15 protein-coding genes are annotated in these 23,223 nt (G+C 41.3%); 6 read left to right on the top strand and 9 right to left on the bottom strand.

Annotation, left to right across the window (positions count from 1 at the left end; genetic code table 11):
* Positions 1-103: 103 nt before the first annotated feature.
* Together ABJK37_RS17305 and ABJK37_RS17310 are read right to left on the bottom strand one after the other, a co-directional pair.
* Positions 104-3,280, bottom strand: coding sequence for an efflux RND transporter permease subunit (locus ABJK37_RS17305; protein ID WP_348356561.1), 3,177 nt, complete (start codon positions 3,278-3,280; stop codon positions 104-106).
* A gap of 10 nt (positions 3,281-3,290) precedes the next feature.
* Positions 3,291-4,439: an efflux RND transporter periplasmic adaptor subunit gene (locus tag ABJK37_RS17310; RefSeq protein WP_348356563.1), complete on the bottom strand. Its 1,149-nt coding sequence runs from the start codon at positions 4,437-4,439 to the stop codon at positions 3,291-3,293.
* Between the two features lie 199 nt (positions 4,440-4,638).
* Between ABJK37_RS17310 and ABJK37_RS17315 the strand changes: the two genes are divergently transcribed.
* Positions 4,639-5,499: a hypothetical protein gene (locus ABJK37_RS17315; protein ID WP_348356565.1), complete on the top strand. Its 861-nt coding sequence runs from the start codon at positions 4,639-4,641 to the stop codon at positions 5,497-5,499.
* 280 nt (positions 5,500-5,779) lie between these two features.
* Here ABJK37_RS17315 and ABJK37_RS17320 read toward each other — a convergent pair whose 3' ends face one another.
* Both ABJK37_RS17320 and ABJK37_RS17325 read right to left on the bottom strand, forming a co-directional pair.
* Positions 5,780-6,748 carry a hypothetical protein gene (locus ABJK37_RS17320; RefSeq protein WP_348356567.1) on the bottom strand — a complete coding sequence of 323 codons (969 nt, stop codon included), beginning with the start codon at positions 6,746-6,748 and terminating at the stop codon, positions 5,780-5,782.
* Positions 6,749-7,035: 287 nt separating this feature from the next.
* Positions 7,036-8,253, bottom strand: a complete 1,218-nt coding sequence (locus tag ABJK37_RS17325) for an Nramp family divalent metal transporter (protein WP_348356569.1) — start codon at positions 8,251-8,253, stop codon at positions 7,036-7,038.
* A 43-nt stretch (positions 8,254-8,296) separates the two neighbouring features.
* On the opposite strand from ABJK37_RS17325, the gene ABJK37_RS17330 reads away from it, so the two are divergent.
* Positions 8,297-8,713: a putative quinol monooxygenase gene (locus ABJK37_RS17330; protein WP_348356571.1), complete on the top strand. Its 417-nt coding sequence runs from the start codon at positions 8,297-8,299 to the stop codon at positions 8,711-8,713.
* A 90-nt stretch (positions 8,714-8,803) separates the two neighbouring features.
* On the opposite strand, the gene ABJK37_RS17335 is transcribed toward ABJK37_RS17330, so the two are convergent.
* Positions 8,804-9,226, bottom strand: a complete 423-nt coding sequence (locus tag ABJK37_RS17335) for a helix-turn-helix domain-containing protein (RefSeq protein ID WP_348356573.1) — start codon at positions 9,224-9,226, stop codon at positions 8,804-8,806.
* A 76-nt stretch (positions 9,227-9,302) separates the two neighbouring features.
* Between ABJK37_RS17335 and ABJK37_RS17340 the strand changes: the two genes are divergently transcribed.
* Together ABJK37_RS17340 and ABJK37_RS17345 are read left to right on the top strand one after the other, a co-directional pair.
* A complete protein-coding gene (locus ABJK37_RS17340; protein WP_348356575.1) occupies positions 9,303-9,794 on the top strand; it encodes a DUF2938 domain-containing protein in 492 nt (163 codons plus the stop codon).
* A 127-nt stretch (positions 9,795-9,921) separates the two neighbouring features.
* Positions 9,922-10,668 carry a ferredoxin--NADP reductase gene (locus ABJK37_RS17345; protein WP_348356577.1) on the top strand — a complete coding sequence of 249 codons (747 nt, stop codon included), beginning with the start codon at positions 9,922-9,924 and terminating at the stop codon, positions 10,666-10,668.
* A 123-nt stretch (positions 10,669-10,791) separates the two neighbouring features.
* Here the strand turns inward: ABJK37_RS17345 and putA are convergent, their stop codons facing one another.
* The 3 genes from putA to ABJK37_RS17360 form a co-directional block, all read right to left on the bottom strand.
* Complete coding sequence (putA, locus tag ABJK37_RS17350) at positions 10,792-14,577, bottom strand: bifunctional proline dehydrogenase/L-glutamate gamma-semialdehyde dehydrogenase PutA (RefSeq protein ID WP_348356579.1); 3,786 nt, start codon at positions 14,575-14,577, stop codon at positions 10,792-10,794.
* A gap of 356 nt (positions 14,578-14,933) precedes the next feature.
* The gene (gene cysG / locus ABJK37_RS17355; protein ID WP_348356581.1) at positions 14,934-16,322 is read right to left on the bottom strand and encodes a siroheme synthase CysG; all 1,389 of its coding nucleotides are present in this window, start codon (positions 16,320-16,322) and stop codon (positions 14,934-14,936) included.
* Between the two features lie 169 nt (positions 16,323-16,491).
* Positions 16,492-18,234: a DEAD/DEAH box helicase gene (locus tag ABJK37_RS17360; RefSeq protein ID WP_348356583.1), complete on the bottom strand. Its 1,743-nt coding sequence runs from the start codon at positions 18,232-18,234 to the stop codon at positions 16,492-16,494.
* Positions 18,235-18,576: 342 nt separating this feature from the next.
* On the opposite strand from ABJK37_RS17360, the gene ABJK37_RS17365 reads away from it, so the two are divergent.
* Both ABJK37_RS17365 and prsT read left to right on the top strand, forming a co-directional pair.
* Complete coding sequence (locus ABJK37_RS17365) at positions 18,577-19,833, top strand: TMEM143 family protein (RefSeq protein WP_348356760.1); 1,257 nt, start codon at positions 18,577-18,579, stop codon at positions 19,831-19,833.
* Positions 19,834-19,929: 96 nt separating this feature from the next.
* Positions 19,930-22,698, top strand: coding sequence for an XrtA/PEP-CTERM system TPR-repeat protein PrsT (gene prsT / locus ABJK37_RS17370; protein WP_348356585.1), 2,769 nt, complete (start codon positions 19,930-19,932; stop codon positions 22,696-22,698).
* 126 nt (positions 22,699-22,824) lie between these two features.
* On the opposite strand, the gene ABJK37_RS17375 is transcribed toward prsT, so the two are convergent.
* On the bottom strand, positions 22,825-23,211 hold the full coding sequence (locus ABJK37_RS17375) for a DUF1304 domain-containing protein (protein WP_348356587.1): 387 nt from the start codon (positions 23,209-23,211) through the stop codon (positions 22,825-22,827).
* Positions 23,212-23,223: the final 12 nt, after the last annotated feature.

Genomic DNA, 23,223 nt, shown 5'->3' on the forward strand with positions numbered 1-23,223 from the left:
TTTGTTTACTTGCAATACTTTCGAGCGTGAGCAGACTTGATGATAGTCGCCTCTAGTAAACAACAAAGCGCCAATTAAGGCGCTTTGTTAAGGATCAGAGCAGCTAAATCTGAGAAGCTGAACTTTCAATCGGCGCTGTTTTTTTACCTTTAAAGACCTTCCCAAATAAACCAAAGAACCTGACAAATCCGGCTTTAAGATCTTCTAGGATCATATACAAACAAGGTACCAAAACTAGAGTAACAATTGTTGCGTAAAGTACAGCGAAACCTAAGGCAACGGCCATGGGAATCACTATTTTTGCTTGTGTACTAGTTTCAAACATTATCGGCAACACACCCACAAATGTAGTAATTGAAGTGAGGGTGATAGCTCTAAAACGTGCACAACCGGCTTCTGTAACGGCTGACAACAAAGCGACTCCTTGTTTGCGTCTTTGATTAACAAAATCGGTCATGACCAAACTGTCGTTTATCACCACACCAGCCGCGGCAATTAAACCAAACAATGAAAGCATGCTAAGGTCAATGCCAAAGATAAAATGCCCCCAGATTGCTCCGGTTAAACTGAATGGGATGACTGACATAATGATTAATGGTTGACCATAACTTTTTAAGGGAATGGCCAGTAATATGAAAATCATCAACAAACCAACAATAAAGAAGGTCATCTGCTCGCTTTCTTGGGCTTGCTCTTCTTCGATAGAGCCGCCTAATTCAGACTTTACTCCAGGGAAGTTAGACTTTAATTGTGGTAACAAGGTTTCTTCGACTTGTTCTATTATTGCATTGGGTTCAACCACTTCTTCGTCAATGGAGCCATATACATAGACACTTCTGTATCCTTCTTCCCGGCGAATATAGTTAATGCCAGGGGTTTCTGTGAGTGTGACAACGTCACCAAGCATGACTTCATCGCCTTCGGGAGTGGTTAGCACTGCATATTTTAGTTCGGCAAAACGCTCACGAGTGAGTTTAGGGTAACGCACCATCACCCGCACTTCTTCTCCGTCGCGAATCACCCTTTGTGCTTCGCCTCCAAAAAAGCTGGCGCCTACTTGATTGGCGATATTACTTAAATCTAAACCTAAGTCATATGCGACAGGTAATAAATCGATTTGAATCTCTTTGCTGGCCGGATCGATACTTGAGCTAATGTCAAACAATCCTTCTTGCTGTTGCAGCATGGAGATGAATTCACGTCCGGCAGCGTTCAATAATTCAATATCTGCTCCAAATAACATGAAACCAAATTCGCCATTTCCGTTACCGCCACCCATTAGATTATCTTGGATAGTGATAGATTTCATACCGGGAATAATGGGCATGTCTGCGCGCCATCTTCTGGCTAATTCAAAGGCATCAAAATGGCGATCTTCTTCGTTAACCAAAGGTACCAAAATTCGGCCCGATGTACGGCCTTGATTAAACACCATGATATCTTTCATCATGCTGCTACCGTATTCATCCTGAATATCTTTATCCACCTTATAAACCATGGCTTCAATGGTTTTAAGTGCGTCTAAAGTTGATTCATCTGACACATTTTCATTCATATCAATATTGATACCGGGGAAATCATGCGCCACTTTAGGTGTCATAACTGTCCTAACATAGCTGCCTTGGATTAAACCAATACTTATGAACAAAAGCGCCAAGAAGGTGGTGAGTACTAACCAACGCCACTCAATGCAGCGAACAATGAAATTTCTATAAGGGCCGTTAACAAAGCTAAAGAAATTTTTGTTGAATCTAGCTCGCCAACTACTCTCTTTAATCGGCGTAAATTTCATATGGGCTAAATGTGCCGGCAAAATCCATTTTGACTCGATTAAACTGAAGACTAAACACAAAATCACCACAACTGAAATGTTGGTGAAAAACGACGCCTGCGGACCCGAAGCAAATAATGATGGTGCAAATACTGCTATGGTGGTTAATACCCCAAAAGTAGCGGGTGTGGCGACTTTTTTGGCACCTCGAATAACACTTTCTACACCGCCTCCTTTTTCTTCAATTTCGGTATAAGCTGATTCACCTATAACGATAGCGTCGTCAACCACTATGCCTAACACCATGATAAAAGCGAACAGAGATAAAACGTTTAGCGTGACGCCAAATATTGGCATCATCATTATTGCGCCCAAGAAACAAACTGGTAAGCCCAACATTACCCAGAAAGCCAGTCTAAAACGTAAGAATATCGTAAGCAGCAAGGCCACTAAAAGCGCACCTTGAAACAGGTTTTTAAGCATCATGTCTAGGCGTGAATTTAAATAAAATGTCATGTCTACTAGGATCTTGAGTTTCAATCCTTCAGGTAGCGTTTTATTGCGGGCTTCTACATAGGCGTGTACTGAATTAGCGATAGGTACTGTACTTTGGTCTTTGGTCGCTTTGACACTTAGAGACATGGCATTGACGCCAGAATATTTGAAGTATCGCTCACCTTCGGTAAATCCATCGTTTATTTGGGCAACATCTTCAAGTAATACTTTAGCGCCATTAGCGCCAATTTTGACGGGTATTTTCCTGAACTCGTCACCGGTATAAAGCTGATTTTCAACTCTAACAGCAACAATGCCTGAATCTGTGCGCAGTTGACCCGCTGAGATATCTGCTGAAAATCGACTGATGGCTTGGGTCACATCAGCAATCGACAAGTTATACTTGCGTAATGTGTCAGGTTCAATTTCTATGGCAATTTCATCTTCGGGCGCTTCTAGTTGAACAAGAGACACATTTTGAAGTGCCATTAATTCATCTTCAATTTGCTTGGAAATAGGCTTTAGTTCACTAATGGGTAAGTCACCCACAAGTGCCATCTCAATGACATCTTGTTGAAATTCAATTTGGGATATATTAGGTGGCTCCATATCAGCAGGAAAGGTAGCAATGCTGTCTATCCTTGCTTTGACTTTATCTAATACGTCAGTTAACTTTTTCTTTGGGTCAATTTCCAGCGTAATAGAGCCACTGCCGCGAACCGCACGTGATGTACTTTCCTTGATTTCAGTGATGTCTTTAAGCGCTTCTTCCATCTTAATGAGAATGCTTTGCTCAATTTCTTGTGGAGACGCGCCACGGTACACCGCACTGACACTGATATAATTAATTTCAATATTGGGAAACATTTGCCGCTGGATAGTAAAATAACTATAGATTCCCATAATGATGATGAACATCATCATCAAATTGGCAGCAACGGAGTTATTGGCGAAATAGGCGATTATGCCAGTTTGTTTCGGCTCAATTAGGGTGTTTTCGTTTTCACTGGACATATCTAAAACCTTAAAGTGATTGCTGAACGACTAGATCTTTAGCCGGCTCGGCAATTTTTACTTTCATACCTTTTTGCGGATACTCAGGTAAGGTCATAATCAATTTATCGCGGTTTTGTAATCCGTCACTAATTAAGAAATATGCGCCTTCTTCACGTAATATTTCGACACGCTTAGGTTGCATTGCTTGGTTTTCGTCTAATACCCAAATAATTCTGTTGTTGACTAATTCTTGGGGCAAACGGTAGACCTGATTAAGGGTTTTTCCAGAGAAACTGATCTCCACATAATGTCCAAATTTAAGTGGAGGTAGCGATGATTTTAAACTGTAGGGATCCTCTATTCTCACTACCAATTGACTCATACGTGTACTTTGGTCAATGATGCCTAAATCTCGAGAAACCTTGCCTTCCCTCACAATCGCGTTGTAACCCTTAGTGCTGATGGTGGCAACTTTTTGAGTAATGTCGCTAGGTAAAAACTCTCTGTCAAAACCAGCGATAGGGAATGACACCTCTGCTGATTCTATATTATACAGTTCACCTACCTGTGCCCCTTGGTTAACATATTGTCCCACTCCCAAGTCTCGTTTAACTACTAAGGCATCGTAAGGGGCTTTAATTGTGCAGTTGTCTAGGTCTCGCTGCGCAATTTTTATTCTTGCTTGAGCTGATTTTACTGCTGCTTGAGCACTGAGTATTTGCGGTTTACGTAAATATAAATCAGACACCTTAGTGCCGTTGGCTTCGCGCTCGGCTACTTCTGCTCTCGCTTGTTCTTCAATTAGATTGGATTTCGCGAGACTTAGGTCTGCTTCGGCTTGCAACAGTGCCGCTTCGTAGGTATCAGCTTCAATTGTAAATAGGGTGTCGCCACGCAACACTAAACCACCTGGAACAAAATTCGGGTGCCATGTGAGTACTTCGCCAGCTACTTGTGCCGCAACTAAAGTACTCTCTAAGGGTTTAACTTCACCGTAGCTTGTAATTCTGACTTGGTAGTCTTGCGCTATAGCAGTTTCAATTTTGACTGTGGGCCGGGTATCAACGGGATCTTTTTCTTCGTCTACTTCACCAGATGCTTTAATAACCTTCATACCGCTAAAACCAATCACCAAAATTACTACTGGTAATATTCCTCTAAACCACTTCTTTTTCATGTCAACTTGCCCTAACCACAATTTCCAGTTGCTATATAGTAACTTACGATAAGAATGAAGCATAAGTTCATTTGTAAAAATGTGTGATTTTTGTCTGCTATTTAGTGATGTTAAGAAAAGATTCAGTGACTGCATTGATTTAATAAAGTGAATGCCACTATAGTGTGGCGAATTGAAGCATTCACCTAAGAAGAAGCTTATGAAGCGTTGTGCATTTTTATCAATGGAGAGTCTTGATGACTTTTTTAGTTATGATTCAATGTTGTTTGAACCGCTGCATAAGGCTGGCTGGGTAGCAGAAGAGGTGTCGTGGCGCAAAACAGATATAGATTGGAATATTTATGATGTGGTGGTGATCCGTACAACTTGGGATTACCAAGAGGATGTCGAGCAGTTTTTGGCGTGTTTGCAACGTATTGAAGCTTCGACTGCAAAACTGCAGAATAGCTTGAAAATTGTGCAATGGAATATCAATAAAGGCTATTTAAAAGATTTACAAAACCAAGGTATCAACATTGTGCCAACTCTTTGGTGTGATACCTTTTTATTAAGCGAAGTAAAGGCTAGTTTTGAGCACTTTGATGCTCCCGAGGTAGTTATCAAACCTTTGGTCAGTGCTAATGCTGACCATACTTATAGATTGACTCCTGACAGCCTTGAACAACAAATTGAAGAACTGCAAGACATTTTTGCCAGTCGAAAATTTATGCTGCAACCTTTCTTAACCGAAATTATTAAAGAAGGTGAGTATTCACTATTCTACTTTGCGGGGCATTATAGCCACAGTATATTAAAGCAACCACAGGCCGGAGATTTTAGAGTTCAGGAAGAGCATGGCGGTCAACTTAAAACAATTCAAGCAAGTGAAGATATGTTGACTACTGCAAGGTATTGTCTAGCAGCTTTACCAGAGGATGTGTTGTATGCGCGCATCGATTTAGTCAGACACAAAAACCAATTTGTTGTTATAGAAATAGAGTTAATTGAGCCCTCGTTGTATTTCAATATGGATCCCGAATCACCTCAGCGTTTTGTCGACGCGTTTTTAGAAACGCTTTGAATTTATCTGAATAAAAAGAAAATCTGAAAAAATAACGATTTTATTTACTCGAAATCTTAGGATGATTTTTTGTGTTGTGAAATACAAATAATGAGTTGTACCCACAAATTTTTAATTGGTACTAGTCCATTTCTAAAGTCGACATTACGTTTCATTCATCATATTGAATATGACAAGGTATAGCTGAGTTTACGTGTGAAGTGCGTTCTAAACCTAAAAACCAGCGAACAACGCTGGTTTTTAGATTGAGAACAGGAGAACGTTCTAAAGTTGTATTATTTTACTTTCTACGGAAAGCTAACAAACCGCTTAAACTCAAAAGCATAATACTAATAGTTGATGGTGCAGTTGCGTCAACAACCGGTGTTGGTGGTAGATCGATAGTCGCTAGTGACCCCCCCATAACATACGCGTAGTCTACCGAAATACTTTGGCCGGCTAGTAAATCTCCAAGTATGAACGCAATACCAATACCGTGATCACCTATAGAGCTATCACCAAGGTTGCCGCCACCTAGATATGTCAATGGGTCTATAGTTGAACAGCAACTACCGGAAATTCCGGTATTTTGTGTAAAGCCACTATCGGCAAACAAGCCAAGCGGAGAGCCACTAACAGAACCCAAAGAACCCACAAAGTTTTCTACCGCAACATCGCCCGGATCAACCGCATCGCCATCTGCATTGTTATCTATACCGCGTTGGTTATTAGTGTCAGCTGTTCCATGAGCGCGAGAGTCGGGATCTGGATCCACAGCCCTAGAAAACAACAAGCCTGTAATGTCCGTGTTTGCGGTAATTAAGCTAGTAATGTTGATACGTTCATCTTCATCATTAAAAAAGAAATTATGAGTGATAGACAATACTGAATTGCCGCCTGACCAAATGGCATGATTGTCATAAACAGATGAAGAGCTAAAATCTATTAAGGATGTTAAAGCAAAATCGTCAGAGCTACCGACCGAACCAGCGGTGTGAGAGTTATCATTGTCTAATAAACCCGACCCGTCATATCGAATCCCAAAAGCTTCAAATGGTGTCCCAGGGGCTACGTAATCATAATTGCTATTAAATGTGCCTGTTCCGGTGCTATCGTAAACGAGACCTGGATCACTCGACCCATCCCCAAGTGTACCGTCGTCACTTATTTGAGTTTGTATAAAGTCACCGCTCAACAGAATATTTGCCATTGAAGAACCGCTAAAGGTAAGTGCTAAGCCCACTCCAATTGTTAAGATAGATTTTTTCAATTCCTATTTCCCTATTTTAAGTAATAAATTTTTCAGAACCATCGTAAAGCAAAAACCAGGCCGTGTTAGTTAAGTGTTTGTTTTAATATGTTTAATTTATTTTTTTTGGAAGGTCAGTTTAAATCTACTGTAAAAAAAATGGACACTACTTGGAGTAGTTTTGAACGCTTGCTTGTCGTGATAAATTGAGAATTTAAATAGTTACTTTCTATTGATCAAATGGTGTTGGAACCGAAGAATAATCTGCAATTCTCAACACAGAACAGTGAATGCGGAGCTTAATTCAGTTATAACATTCCTGTCGCGCTCATTATTAAACGAATTCCTAGCCCTGCAGTGACCATTACCACTATGATCCCTAAGGTATTGCCAAGCCATTTATTGGTAAACTGACCTAATTGTTTTTTCTGATTCATCACAACAAGCAAAAAGATGGCGATAATAGGCAATAATAAACCGTTGGCGAATTGCGCCGCTAAAATAATGCTAATAGGTTTTATACCGGTTAAAGCCAAACATGCGCCACTGACAATAACACTGAGCGCAATCCACTTGAAAACGGGTGAAGAAGTACCGCCTTTGATTCCCAATATTTCGGTCATGGCATAGGCGGTAGCCAAAGGTGCTGCGATTGAGCTACTTAAACCTGCGGCAAAAAATCCTATTCCCAGCATGATTTTTGAAAATGAGCCAAAAAGTGGCTCAAGTTGTTTTGCCATGTCACCTGCCCCTGAAATGTTCAAACCACTGCCAAAAATACTGGCTGCAGCCGTGGAGGCAATCAAAATGGTTATTAAGCCACCTAATCCAATGGCAGCCGCTGTGTCAGCTCGTGCGTGACTTAAGTTGTCTACCGATGCCCATTTGGTTTTGGCTGCTGAGGCATGTAAAAAAAGATTGTAAGGTACAACCGTTGTTCCGATGAGGGCAATAACGGTTAACAAACTACCGTCTGGAATTGTGGGGGAAATAAGCCCTGTAAAAAGCGCCCCTAAGTCAGGCCCCACTGATAAAAAAGTACTAACAAATGCCAGTGCCATAAGTGCCACTAATAGCAGTAAAATTCGTTCAATGTGTTTGTATGAGCCACGCCACAATAACATGGCCGCTAACAGCGAAATAACTAGAACAGCGCAAAGATACAGGGTTCGATTCTCGTCAGTTAAGGCTTCAATGCCTAAGGCTGCCCCGGAAAGATTGCCTGCTTCGTAAGCCGCATTGCCCAAATATAAGGCCACAATAATGACTGCAAATAACGGCCATTTCCAAACAGATTGACTGAGCAATATAGCAAGGGTTTCTCCCAATCCTTTTTGGGTCACTAAACCTAGTCGAGCTGACATCTCTTGTAAAATAATAGTGGCTATGGTGGCGAATAATAGGGCCCACAGCAGAGTGTAGCCATAATTTGCACCCGCTAAAGTACATGCAGTAACGGTTCCTGGGCCAATAAACGCCGCGGCAATTAAGGCACCTGGACCGATATTTTTAATACGTTCTAACATTCGTTTATACCTATTTTCTACTGGTAGTTATGTCGTACTTTTTGTGAATAGCAATATGCCCGACAAGGTCATTAACCAACATTCCTTTAAGACTAATTTTAATTACCGTATTTGCCGAGCCTTATGTTCTAATCGATTTACCCAAACAAGACAATATATTCTCAATATGATTATTATTACCGGTGACCTGTTGATCAAAAAAGGCAATATGCCGTTGGCTTTGCAATATGCTCAAAAACATGTGGCGCAGTCACGCACAGAGACAGGCTGTATCAGTCACGCTGTATATCAAGATCCTGAAAACCCGTTGCGTTTGTTTTTTTATGAACAATGGGCTGATCAAGCTGCAATTGACGCCCATTTTGCTTTACCGAGTTCGCAAAAATTTGTGGCACAAGTTAGCGATTTAGTTACTGCAGCACCAAACCTAGATATTTTTAATGCTCAGCAGCTTAAATAACGGGTTGTTTAAAATCATTTGCAATTATCAGCATTGATACATGTTTTTGGGCCGTTAATTTGGTGGTGACACTTTATTGCTGTTGGCTTTTTATTGTTTAATTTTCTGCTTAGCAACCTCTCCTTTAATCGCCCCGGCTGCAGCTAGATTCATTAAACGCCTAAATTTTGGACATTCCAAATGACTAGGGGCCGAACACGCAGCGGCATGTTGAAGGCCATCACGCATTGCCACTAACTTTTGAATCGTTTTATCTAGTTCATTGGCTTTGCTCAACAACAAACCACGGTCAATTTCTGGTTTTTTTTCTGATCCTAAAATTCCCGCGATTTCTTGCAGCGAAAACCCCGCTACACGTCCCAATGAAATCAACGCCAGACGTTCTATTATCCCCGCACCAAAAACACGACGTATTCCTTGCCTACCAACAGAGTTGATTAACCCTTTCTCCTCATAAAAGCGCAGTGTTGATGCAGGCACTCCAGATAATTTAGCTACTTGAGAAATATCCATAACAACCTTGACTTAAAGTTAACTTGAAGTTGTACATTAACATCACTTTACTAACAACAGCAATCATGGAGCCGTCATGAATACCCTAATTTTTACAATATTAATTGGCATAGGTGCAACAGCAGTGATGGATGTTTGGGCCTTGCTGAGGAAGCAATTATTTAACATCGCCCCCACTAATTGGGGAGCGGTGGGGCGATGGATCGCTTACATGAGAAAGGGGACATTTCGCCATGTTAGTATTGCTGACTCACGCCCTATAGCTGGTGAGCAACTTATTGGTTGGGCAGCTCATTATTTAATCGGAATTGGCTACGCAGGGTTATTAGTTGCTACCTTTGGGAGCTCTTGGATCAATAATCCATCTATTGGTCCCGCTCTTGTAGTGGGTGTTGTCACAGTGCTGGCTCCATTTTTTATATTGCAACCAGGAATGGGCGCAGGGGTTTTGGCGAGGCGCACTGCCAACCCAAATTCGGTCAGGCTTCATAGTTTGATTAACCATGGCGTATTTGGTCTGGGTTTGTATATTTCCGCGTTGGCACTAGCCTTTATTTCTTCAATTTAAAGATCTAGTGCAATGTTTATGTAAAAAGGGACGCGGTGGTTAATGCAATAGATCTCCTCTCACTTTAATTAAAATACTCTTATGATATTGTGGTTCATATCTTTAAACGTGTATGGAGATAATAAAAATGGCGCAGTGGTTAGAAGCAACATTGGTAAGCAGGACCGATTGGAATGATCATTTGTTTAGCTTACGCTTTTCGTGTGTCGACTTTCCTCATTTTAAGGCTGGGCAGTTCACTAAGGTAGGGATTGAACAGGATGGCAAAATAGTTTCACGCCCATACTCACTAGTTAATGGGCCTGATGATAATGAGTTAGAGATTATTGCTGTGCCTGTACCCGAAGGCGTTTTGTCCCCTAAGTTACATACATTAAAGATTGGGGCATCTCTAAAAATCATGTCTCCAGCCACTGGATTTTTGGTGCTTGATGAAGTTCCGCTAAGCCGCGATTTATGGCTAATGGCTACAGGCACTGGAGTAGGGCCGTTTCTGTCGATTCTTGCAAGCGAACAAGCTTGGCATAGCTTTGAAAATATCATTTTGGTGTATGGTGCACGTTTTCAACAAGACTTAGCATATATGCCACTAATAGAAACATGGCTAAAACAGTATCCTGATAAATTTCGGTTTGTACCTGTAGTGAGCCGTGAAGAGCCAGTTTCAGGCCTACAGGGTCGTATTCCAACATTACTGAAAACCCTAACTATTCAAGAACAAGTTGGCTTAGATATTCATCCTGAGCATAGCCACGTGATGTTGTGTGGCAATCCAGCTATGATTGAAGATGCGACTCAAACATTAGTTGAACTAGGTTTATCTAAACATCTTAGACGGTCACCTGGGCAGATATCCATGGAGCGTTATTGGTAGTCAAAACTTGGTCATTTTTGTGAAAAACGCGCAAATGGCAAAGCTGCTAAATGCGCGTTTTTACTATCTTTAACTCTGCATCAGTTTTTTTACTTTTATGCAGGATTGAAGTTTGTTCCGGTTTTATTCGTCATCTTCCACTAAGGTCATTAATGAAGTGTTACCACCTGATGCTGTGGTATCAATGCTGACGGTTTTTTCAGTTAACAAACGTTGTATTAAGTGATCATAATATTCAGCGGTGATAACCGGTAGTATTGCACCCGTACGTTTAGCCAACATCTGCACCATATAACTGGAGCGGTCACTTTCACTATCTATAACCACACCCGCTAGATCTTCTTCTGCTAACAAGGATTGCAAATGATGTAACTTAGCAACCTGAAATACATGTTTAGGTGCGCCAGTTGCCAAAAACTGTTCGCGAAATTCTGTTGCTTCAGCAAAAAACAGCTCAGACACTACTGAAATCACCACGTTGCCAGTAGCCAAGGCGGTTACAACAGATAAAAGCCAATATTCAAAGGTAACGTTTTTATCTGCAAAACATACCACAATGCCTCTAGGCTCCAAGTACAACACATTAGACTCACCGGTTGGTCCTGGCAATACTTGGGGTTTTTTGAGGCGTCGCTCGATACTGATCAGCTGCGAACGGGCTGCCGCCAGTGTAGAGTTTAAATCGTCAGCAAGATCTTCAACTATGTCAACCTTTGCAATAGTCGCGAGCAATTGACGTACCGAAGAGATACGTGTATTCAAATCCGTCAAACGCCATTCGTGCTCGGTAGCGCATGCATTTTTCATAAATTGAATAGCTTGTTGCTCCGCTTCAGTGCCACTTTCAAGGGCTTTATCTACGTTGGGTAATGATTCGCTGACCGCCCGTGGTGTTGATTTTTCAAGCATAAGACGGGTTAAATAATGTGGTCCACCGGCTTTGGGTCCAGTGCCAGATAATCCGCGACCACCAAAAGGTTGCACCCCAACTATGGCGCCAATCATATTGCGATTGACATAGACGTTACCGGCGCGAGACAGTTTGATTAAGTCCATGGCTCTGATATCGATACGGGTATGAATGCCCATAGTTAAACCGAATCCTGTAGCATTTATTTTTTCGACAGTTTGCTCAAGATCATCGGCTTTGAAGCGCACTATGTGTACACAAGGGCCAAAAACTTCACGCTTGAGTACCGAAATATCATCAATTTGATACAGTCTAGGAGCAAAAAATGTCCCGTTATTTTGTGGTACTTTGCACTCGTACAATAGGGTGCCATTATGTTGCATATCTTCAGCATGGGCCCGTAAATTGGCCAGCGCTTTTTGGTCAATCACCGGGCCAATATCGGTGGCTAAATATGCGGGATCGCCCACACTTAATTCACGTAACGCGCCAATTAACATTTCGGTTACTGTATCAGCTATCTCTTCTTGCAAAAACAGCACACGTAACGCTGAACATCGCTGCCCGGCACTTTGAAAACCTGAAGCAATGACGTCGTCTACCACTTGTTCCGGTAGAGCTGTAGAGTCGACTATCATACAGTTTTGGCCACCCGTTTCAGCGATCAGCGGTACTTGTTCTCCACCCCTTTGCGCCAACGTATTAGCAATCAGGTTTCCGGTAACAGTTGAGCCTGTAAACATCACTGCTTTGATGCGCTCATCTGGCAGCAACACTTCGCCTACATCGGGTCCTGCAGCAACAACTGATTGCACCACACCTGCTGGCAAACCTACATATTCCATTAACTGCAAGGCACGTAGTGCAATTAGACTGGTTTGTTCTGCAGGCTTCGCAATTACGGTATTGCCTGTCACTAGAGCAGCAACGACTTGGCCCAAGAAAATAGCTAACGGAAAGTTCCAAGGACTAATACATAACACAACCCCCCTTGGGGCTAAGCGAGAGTAATCTGCCAACTCTTCGGCACGTGCTGCGTAGTAGCGACAAAAGTCTACTGCTTCGCGGACTTCATCCACTGCGTCTGATGTCACTTTGCCAGCTTCTTTAATACAAAGCGCAATGAGTTCATCAATATTACGTTCTAAGATATCCGCAGTGCGCCGCAGTAAATTCGCTCTTTCTTCAATAGGGGTAGTTGACCATGTACTAAAAGTGTCGTGGGCAATAGTGAGTTTATCAGTCATTTGTTGCTGAGTATCGAAACGATGATAACCAATTATTTCATCCAATTTGGCTGGATTGCGTACTGCAAAACATCCCTCAGGTACTCGTTCCTGACTCAGTAAATTGTCTTCAAACCAGCGTTCTAACGCGGCTTTTAACGGGGTAATTTGATTGATGTCGGTCACATCAAGTCCTTTGGAGTTGTTCCTTTCGGCTCCGTATAAAGCAATGGGCTTTTGGATTTGATCGTTATATTTAAATTTTAACCTTTGAGTTTTTTCTACTGGATCTTCGAGCAAAGATTCAACAGGTCTAGTCTCATCAACAATGGCATTCACAAAAGACGAATTAGCGCCGTTTTCTAGTAAGCGGCGCACTAGATAGGCTAATAGATCTTCATGCTCTCCTACTGGCGCGTATATACGACATTGGATATTTTCCAAGGAAACGATTTGGTCATATAAACTGTCACCCATGCCATGCAGACATTGGAACTCAAAACCTTCTTTGTCATCACCAGCCAGTTCAACTATAACTGCGGCGGTGTAGGCGTTATGAGTCGCAAACTGCGGATAGATAGTATCTCGGTAGTCTAATAAACGGTTGGCGCAAGCATGATACGAGACATCGGTAGATGACTTACGGGTAAATACCGGAAAGTGTTCTAAACCCTCTTTTTGGGCATTTTTTATCTCTGTGTCCCAATACGCACCTTTAACAAGCCTAACCATTAGCTTGCGACCTACTTTCTGAGTTAATTCTCGTAACCAGTCGATGACATACATGGCACGTTTTTGATAAGACTGTACCGCTAAACCAAAACCGTCCCATCCTACTAAATCAGGGTCACTAAAGACTTGTTCAATAATATCCAAGGAAATGTCTAAACGCTCTGATTCTTCTGCATCAACGGTCAAGCCGATGTTATATTCCTTTGCAAGTAAACATAGTAGTTTCAACTTGGGAGGAATTTCTGCCATAACTCTTTCTCTATGAGTAAATTCATAGCGGGGGTGAATGGCTGACAACTTAACTGAAATGCCTGGGCTTTTTCTAGGGCCCTTACCTTGCGCAGCTTTACCTATGACTTTAATTGCCTGTGCGTATGCATCAAAATACTCGTCGGCATCTTTCTGGGTTCTGGCTCCTTCACCTAACATGTCATAAGAATACACATAACCTTTGCGCTCTTTATCCTCGGCACGTTGCACCGCATCTTCGATGGTTTCTCCCATTACGAATTGTTGTCCCATCACTTTCATGGCGATATTCATCGCCTTTCGAATAACAGGCTCACCCACTTTTCCTAGGGTTTTCTTAAGAATGCCAAATTGATTACGTTGATTGGCATAATTAACTAAACCTCCAGTTAGCAACAACCCCCACGAAGAAGCATTCACGAACAGAGATTCGCTGTTGCCCAAATGTGAGCTCCATTGACCTTTCGACAACTTGTCACTTATCAATTTATCTTGGGTTTTCTTGTCAGGCACTCTCAATAAGGCTTCGGCCAAACACATCAAAACTACGCCTTCGGAAGACGACAGCGAATATTCATTAAGCAATGCTTCCACCACGCCAGTGCCTTCTTGGTCGCGGCGAATTTGCAAAACCATTTTGCGTGCCCGTTCCCAAGCTCGGCTACGTGCGCGCATATTCACTTCTGCATCGGGCAGAATATGTTCAACGGCTAGATTTTCATCTATTCGATAAAAATCACGGATTTTTTGACGAGTGGGGGATTCTGTGACTAAGTTACCGTCAAACAACATATGCAGCTCCAAATTGGTTGGAAATTAAGATTCTAAATGGATTTTTTATGGGCCCATTCAATATTCGGTGGAGTATATAGACAGCTAACGGCGGCGACAACTCTTGTGGAATATCAGGTGCAGTAAAAGTAGAAAACAGTGCAAAACTGTTTACAGTTGATGCTCTTAATAACTGTTAATTTTCTGTCGACCTTTCTATTTTATTCGAGCAATTAACTAGTGATATTGATGCCGATGTCGTTAGGCATCGTTTTACATTCTCTTACTCAACACACGATAACGGATTGGTATTGGACATAGTTGGCGACGCATCTGCTCGCTCTAAATATAGTGAGACATTCGCTAAACTGATTGGGTTATGCTTGTTTTTTGTACCAATTCAACTTTTGTTGCAAACTCACCACTGAGCCTACAATAATTAACGCTGGTGGTGTAATGCCGGCAGACTCTGCCAATTGCTGAATATTCTCTAAGGTGCCTGTAACGACTTTCTGCTGCGAAGTTGTAGCAGATTGCACCATGGCGATAGGAGTATCTTGCGCCAATCCATGAGCGACTAATTGTTCACAAATAATAGGTAACCCTGTTAAGCCCATATAAAACACTATGGTTTGGTCTGGTTGGGCTAAACCTTTCCAGTTTAGGTTGATACTGTTGTCCTGTAAGTGACCTGTGGCAAAAACCACTGATTTGGCATGATCTCTATGGGTCAGCGGTATGCCAGCATAACTAGCTGCGCCACTGGCAGCGGTGATTCCTGGAACGACTTGAAAGTTAACACCATATTCGATTAGGGTTTCAAGCTCTTCACCACCTCGGCCAAAAATGAAGGGGTCACCACCTTTTAGTCGTACCACGCGATTGCCCGCCATCGCTTCTTTTGCGAGTAATTCATTAATTTCATTTTGAGGTACGGTGTGTTTACTTTTTGCTTTACCAACGTAAATTTTTTCAGCATCTCGTCTAACCAGCTCAAGTATTTCTGGGGAAACCAGACGATCATAAACAACCACATCGGCTTTTTGCATTAGGCGCAATGCTCTAAATGTCAATAAATCTGGGTCTCCTGGACCTGCACCCACTAAATATACTTCTCCAACTGTTTTGCTCGCTTGATCGGAGTTCAATTTTTCTAAAAACGTCTTTTCGGCGAGTTGAGGGTTACCTTGCAATACATTTTCAGCTATGTCACCGTCCAAAACATCTTCCCAAAAATAACGTCGTTCAGTGACTGATTTGAAACGCTTTTTGACGGATTCTCTGAATTTTTCAGAAAACTGCCCTAGTAAACTGATTTTCTGAGGGATAACAGATTCGAGTTTTTGCCGTAAATATCGCAGTAAAACCGGCGCTACACCACCGCTACTCATTGCAATAATGATAGGTGAGCGATCAATAATTGAAGGAGTGATAAATTGGCAAAGTGGGGTATTGTCTACCACATTAACTAAGATTTTTTGTGCTCGAGCTTGATCGTGAACCTGTACATTTAATTCACTGTTATCGGTAGCTACGAACACCATCTGTTTGTCGCTCAGATCTGATTCATTATATGGCCTGACAATGAGTTGGATTTTCTCTTGTTTCGCAAATTTAAGTAAGGTGTCGCAGACCCAAGGTGCAACAACAGTAATATCTGCAGATGTTTTTAACAGTAATTCCACTTTACGTGCGGCGACTTCTCCTGCGCCCACTACCAAACAGTTTATGTCTGTGGTGTCTAAAAAGATCGGGAAATATTGCATGATTCAGTACTCGATAAAATGAAGGCGCCAGTTTGCCCTGCTTCAATAGATGTGAAAACCATTTAAAACTAAATTAATATTCCATATAGTTATTAAAGGGGGTTTTCTACTTGAAAAAAATTATAAAAAAAGGGGCTTAATAGCCCCTTAATAATATTAGCAACTTGGATTAGCCACGGTTCGCCGGATTACCACGTTTTTTCGGTGGTTGATCTGACCATTCGCGCATTCCTAAACTTCGACCAGCAACGCGGGTTCTTTGAAGCGTGTCGTGCGTAGCCTTAGGCATATCTTTGGGTAAGTCGACTGTGCTGAAATTATCATAGATTTCAATCGAGCCAATGTTCTTACTGCTGATATTGGCTTCGTTAGCGATCGCCCCTACTATATTGCCTGGTTTAGCTCCATGAGTATGCCCGACTTCAATACGATAACGTTGCATGCCTTCACTAGGAGGTCCAGACTTACGTTCACGTCTAGCACGATCTCCGCCACGCTCATTACGACCGCCTCGCTCTCTCGGGCCTCTGTCGTTTCTATCAGAACGATCATTTCTAGGTGGTCTTGCATTTAAATCAGGTCGGTCACTTTCTCTGAGAATTAGAGGTTCGTCTCCCTGTGCTATTTTCGCTAATGCAGCCATTATGACTTCTGGCGCTGCGTCAGTTTCTTCTTGAATTGATTCAACGATAGGAATGAGTGTTTCAATAGTTGAGTCACCTATTGCTTCTATGACACTATTTTTGAAACGAGATAAACGTGTTTCGTTTAACTCTGAGATGGATGGAATAGTCATCGCATCAATAGATTGTCGTGTTGCGCGTTCAATAGAAAATAACATGCGCTTTTCACGGTGTGAGATAAATAAGATCGCATCACCTTGGCGACCAGCACGACCGGTACGGCCGATACGGTGAACATAAGACTCAGTATCGTAAGGCACGTCAAAGTTAATCACGTGACTGACTCGCTCAACATCAAGTCCTCGGGCTACTACATCGGTAGCGACCAGAATATCAATTTTGCCTTTCTTCAAACGATCAACAGTACGTTCACGAGAATTTTGCGGTATATCACCGTTAAGCGGTTCAACAGCATAACCACGGGCCGACAATTTTTCAGCTAATTCCATTGTGGCGGTTTTGGTTCGTACAAAGATGATTACACCATCAAAGGTTTCCACTTCCATTATCCGTGTTAGGGCTTCCATTTTATGGTGCCCAGCAACTTGAACATAACGTTGGCGGATTGTGCTAGCAGTAGTTACTTTAGATTCAATTTTGACCGACTTAGGATCATTTAGATATCGTTTAGTTATTTTACGAATTGGGTCGGGCATAGTCGCAGAAAACAAAGCTGTTTGTCGCTCTTTTGGAGCATGACTGAGTATCCATTCTACGTCGTCAATAAAACCCATTCGCAACATTTCATCAGCTTCATCAAGTACTAAAAACTTCAGGTTATCAAGCTTTAATGTGCCTTTCTTAATATGATCTATAACGCGTCCAGGTGTCCCAACAACTACCTGTGTACCGCGTCTTAATTGACGGATTTGGTTGTCGTAGGAAGAACCGCCATAAATAGGCAGTACGTTAATTTTCTTAGAGAAACTGGCATAAACTTGGAAGGCTTCTGCTACCTGTATCGCTAATTCTCTTGTTGGAGCGAGAACCAATAATTGAGTGTTTTTGACGTCAGGATCAATGTTTGCCAACATAGGCAAAGCAAAAGCAGCAGTTTTTCCGGTTCCTGTTTGTGCGGTGCCCAATAAATCGTGGCCGTCAATAATGAGTGGAATACACTGTGCTTGAATAGGGGTTGGTTTTTCATAGCCGACTTTTTCTAATGCTTGCAGCAGTTCTTCGGGTAGGTTTAAATCTCTAAATGTTATTTCAGATGTGGTGGTTGTCATCAATTTTCCCAGGGTACAGGCAGGCACAGCGTTATTTGAATCGGTAATACAATTTCTAAAATCAGTAAAACAATTATTTAAGGCGAAGCCGGCACGGTTTCAAAGGTCAAATTATATTCGATTTTCAGCATTTACTCCATGTAATGCTTTGTTTAATTGCATTATTTTTAGAAAATGTCATTTTGGGGTGCAGTACTTTGTGGTTTATTGTCAACGATGTTGCAAATATGTCATTTAGTTGCGTCTTGTGATTAACATGTGTCGACTAATTTATTCATTTGGTGATTTTTTAAATTAAAAATAGTTTTATCAATACAACAAAAGGCAACTATGAAACCCAGTATCAAGAAAGATCGATTTATCCCTTTGCGAAAAACAGATTTAATTCAGGCTTGCATAGAAGAGGGTCGATTGACTTGTGAGCAACAAGGAGAGTTTACAGCGCTTTGCCATCTAATCGTCAGTACTTTGCATTTTGAATACCATCAAGTCCTCGAGGAACTAAAAGATAGTTACGCACCTTTCGATCCAAATTCCGACACTTTAGCAGTAACTCAGTTAAACGCTAATGTTTTGGAAAGCAAACAGGCACATTTTAGCGAGAGATTTATTCAGGTTCTAAACGCCGCCAACTTTGAACAGGTTACAGATCAAGACTTACAAGAAGCTTTGCAAGAAGAGTCGTTGTTTAAGGTCAGGCTAGCGGTTGAATTTGAAGATTTTGAAGATGTGGTTTTTTATCGGCGTGGTGAATATCAACAATCAGAAACAATGAGTAAATTTGCAGGATTATTTAAGAAAACCATTACTTTTACCAATTACGACAAAGTAGCAGTGTATATAAAGTTTAAGGATGAAAATTATTTCAAATATAAGAAAACCAGAATCGCAAATTTTGAACCGGGCTCCACGATCATTAAACTATTTCAAAATGTACCTAAGGCGGATCTGGAAATGTTGTTTCCCAATAGTCAGGTGCGAATGCGGACTATTGATAAGGCGATAATAGGAGGTTCGGCTTTGGTTGGAGGAGCGGTTGTTTTAGTCACAAAGCTTGGAGCTTCTTTATTAGTGCTAGCGGGTATTTTGAGTTATTGGTTTGGATTGACCAATAAAGAGGTGACTATTACTACTCAAGAATTGCTTGCTCTAGGGGTTGGGGCGGGCGTTTTAGGTGGTTTCGTTTTCAAAGAGTGGAGTAAGTTTAAAAACCGCAAGTTACGTTTTATGAAAGCCTTAGCGGATAACCTGTATTTCAAAAATCTAGATAATAACTCGGGGGTATTTCACCATCTTATTGACGCCGCTGAAGAAGAAGAGTGCAAAGAGGCTATCTTAGCTTACTATTTTCTCTTGTCTGAAGGTAAACCGATGACTAGTGAGCAACTAGATACAAAAATAGAAAAATGGTTTGAAGATAAATTTGATTTCCCAATTGATTTTGAAATTTTTGACGCTTTGGGGAAATTAGAACGGTTTGGTATCGTTCATTCAAATGCAGGTCAATATACCGCTTTTCCTATTAGTTCTGCGCAAGCAAAACTAGATGCGCAATGGGATGCGCTATTCAACGTTGTAAGTGCACCACAAACCCAATAATTAGCGTCATTTTAATAAAACTAATAGTGCTAGTCGCATAAGATTAAGACACATGTCATTATATAAACACATGAAGTAACACAAGGAATAATCTACATGAAAGGCTTTTATTCAACGCAATTAAAATATGCTTTGGCCGCTGTTGCATTAGGTACGTTATCGAGTTGCGGAAAACAAACAAGTGACGAATATATAACGGAAGCTAAACAGTACATTGCTGAAAATGATCCCGCGGCTGCTATTGTTGCGTTGAAAAATGCAGTGCAATTAGAGCCTAGGTCTGCGCAGGCTAGATTTGAACTTGGGCAACTTTATATGCAACAAAAACAGTTTGAAAGTGCGGAAAAAGAGCTGAATCGTGCTTTAGAATATGGCTATGAAGCGTCAAAGGTATTGCCTCTCATTACCCAAGCTTATCAGCGCACGGGGGCCTACTCTGCTATCAGTAAATTGGAACATTCTGAAGGTGGTTTAACATCAGTCGAGCGAGCAGAGATTGGTTATTTTAAAGTCGTCTCTTTGGCGCGCTTAAATAAGCTTGATGATGCTCGTATATTGATTGAAGAATTATCTGAATTAGAAACCAGTTCTGTTTTTAAGGGCTTAACTGCAGCGTATTCGTTGGTGCTTGATCAAGAATATGAAGTCGCCGCTACCGAAGTTTCGAAACTTCGGGAACAAGCTCCTCAGAACGCTGAAGTTCTGAAATTATTAGCACAGTTAAAATTGTCGCTTAATAAACCTAAAGAAGCCGCTGAGATTTACAAAGACTATGTGCAGTTTTACCCAGAGGACTTACAAACAACCTTTGTTTTAGCCAAGTTATTAGTCGATATAGGCGACCTAGCAGCGGCTGATCCCTATTTAGATGAGCTATTGTTAGTCAATGACCTTAATCCTCTTTTAAACCAACTTAAAGCTGCGACATATGCCCAAAAAGGTGACTATGCCAACGCCTTAAAGCGCGCTGAAATTGCCATTAATGCAAATGTTGAAGAACCGTCTATTCGCCTGATTGCTGGTTATTCAGCGTATCAATTGCAAGATTATGATAGCGCCAACCGGCATTTGACATATATTGCTGCATTATTACCAGATAATCATCCAGGCTTGAGATTACTGGCCGCTAGCCAATTGCAATTAGGGCTCACTTCTGAGGTCGGGGATGTATTAAATCGATTGGATACTCTTTCTGATGAAGACGCACCTTTGTTTTCTAAGGCCAGTTATGAATTGTTACGTGGTGGATACGAAAAAGAAGCCAAAGCATTTATTGAAAAATCTACAGACATTAGTCGCACCGCTGAAGATTTGACCCGTCTAGGATTGCTGCAACTTTCACTCAATAATCTAGATGGCATAGTTAATTTAGAAGAGGCAGTCAATAAATCACCCGAGTTGGAGAGTGCGCAAGCCACGCTAGCAAAAGCTTATATAGTGACTAAACAATATGACAAAGCGTTAGATTTGGCTAGCAATTGGAAAGGTACCAGCCCCAATGATGCAAAACCCTATCTGTTGGCGGGGGATGTTTATACAAGGCAACAGAAATTTAATGAAGCGAAAGCGGAATTTGAAAAAGCATCAGCTTTGGACAAAACGAGTCCTTCTCCTAAGCTAGCTCTGGTGAATTTGGCGCTAGCCCAAGAGAATCTGCAGCAGGCAAACTCGCTACTAGAGGATTTGTTAGTTGAATATCCTAATAGTCCATCTGCTTTAGCAACCTATTATTTGGTCAGCAAACAACAAAATAAACAGTCATCTGGAATTGAAAAAATCCAAGCTGCCTTCAAAAGCGATCCAACAAATTTAACTACAAGGTTACTATTGGCTAGAGTTCAAGTCGTTGAGTCTAATCACCTGAAAGCTATAGAGTTATTAAGTGAAGTCAAAGGTCAGAAAAACTTACCCAAATCCTATTGGAAAACACTCGGCCAAAGTTTAATTAAAACTAATCAGTTACGTCCAGCGACTCAGCATTATGACGCGTGGTTACAAAAATCGCCGAATGACAAAGATGCAGTAGTTGGAAAACTGCTGCTACTCGATAGTCAAAACAAGTTTGAAGAAGGCGCGAAATTAACTCAGGGTTTCCTTAACAATCGTGACGACGTTCAGATGCAATTGTTGAATACTCACTTCTTAATCATGCAAGGCGATTACTCTGCAGCACAAACCGCTTATGATCAATTACCAGAAGATTTACTTGAGTTGCCAATTTCTAAAGGTTTCTTGGCGCGATTTCAATTGAATAATAAACAACCAGAATTGGCTTTAGAGAACGCACTAATTGCCTATAATTCTATGCCAAATATTAAAAATCTCATGTTGCTAGTTTTTACCTATGAAACCTTGCAGCAACCTGCAAAAAGCATTGATTTACTTAGCCAACATGTCGAGCAGCACCCGAATGACTTAGCCGCGAAAATGTTATTGGCGGAAAGGCAGATAGGTGATGATGTAACGGAAGCCATGTTAACTTATGAAGTGGCACTGCAACAAAATCCGAATAACTACATTGCAAACAATAATTTAGCCTATTTGCATTTGCAAAATGGTGACCTTCAAAAGGCCAAAAGCTATGGCGAAAAAGCCGTTGAACTTAAACCCGACAACGCTGCTGCATTGGATACGTTAGCGCAAATATTAGTAGCTGAGAAAAACTATGCTGAGGCGATAACGTTATACGATCGTGCGATAACTGATGAGATGGAAAATGAAGATATTTACCTAAATTACATAGAAACCTTGTTGTTAGCAGAAGAGTCATTCCTTGCTAAACGTAAACTTGGGCAAAGGGAGATGAAACTACAAAAGTCTATCGATAGGATCAGTAAACTAAAAGCGGATTTTGGATTAGAATAATAATCGAATATCAGTTGTTTTTGTTTGGCTGTTAGATTGATATCAGAGCTAGCCGAGAGACTATTTTAGAGAGACAAAAAGGCTACTTTAGTAGCCTTTTTTACAGATATTGTAGATAGTCTTAAATTACGAAAACAGTCTAGCTTCGCCAGCTTGGCGTCTCCTAGATTTTAGTACCAATAAGAGTGTTATAAACCCAGGCAATGCTTGCACAAATAAGATGCTTGTTTTAGCGGTGAGGCCACCAAAAATACCGGCAATAGTGATGCATATAAGTAGGAATACCTTTAGGCTTTGATTACCGCTTATTAATGCCCAAAGTAGGCCAAACCCTAAAAAACTATTATACAAACCTTGATTCATGGCGAGTACTTCAGAGGACTTGGCTACTTCGGCCGACATTGAGAATATTTTTTGCCCCACGGGGTGATTCCAAAAAAACATCTCCAACACCATTATACCTATATGTAAAAGGGCGACCATAAAGGTCATAAAACCAGCTAAAAACTTCATTAATATTACCTT

Origin of the sequence: Paraglaciecola sp. (assembly GCF_039964565.1) — a bacterium.
Lineage (GTDB): Bacteria > Pseudomonadota > Gammaproteobacteria > Enterobacterales > Alteromonadaceae > Paraglaciecola.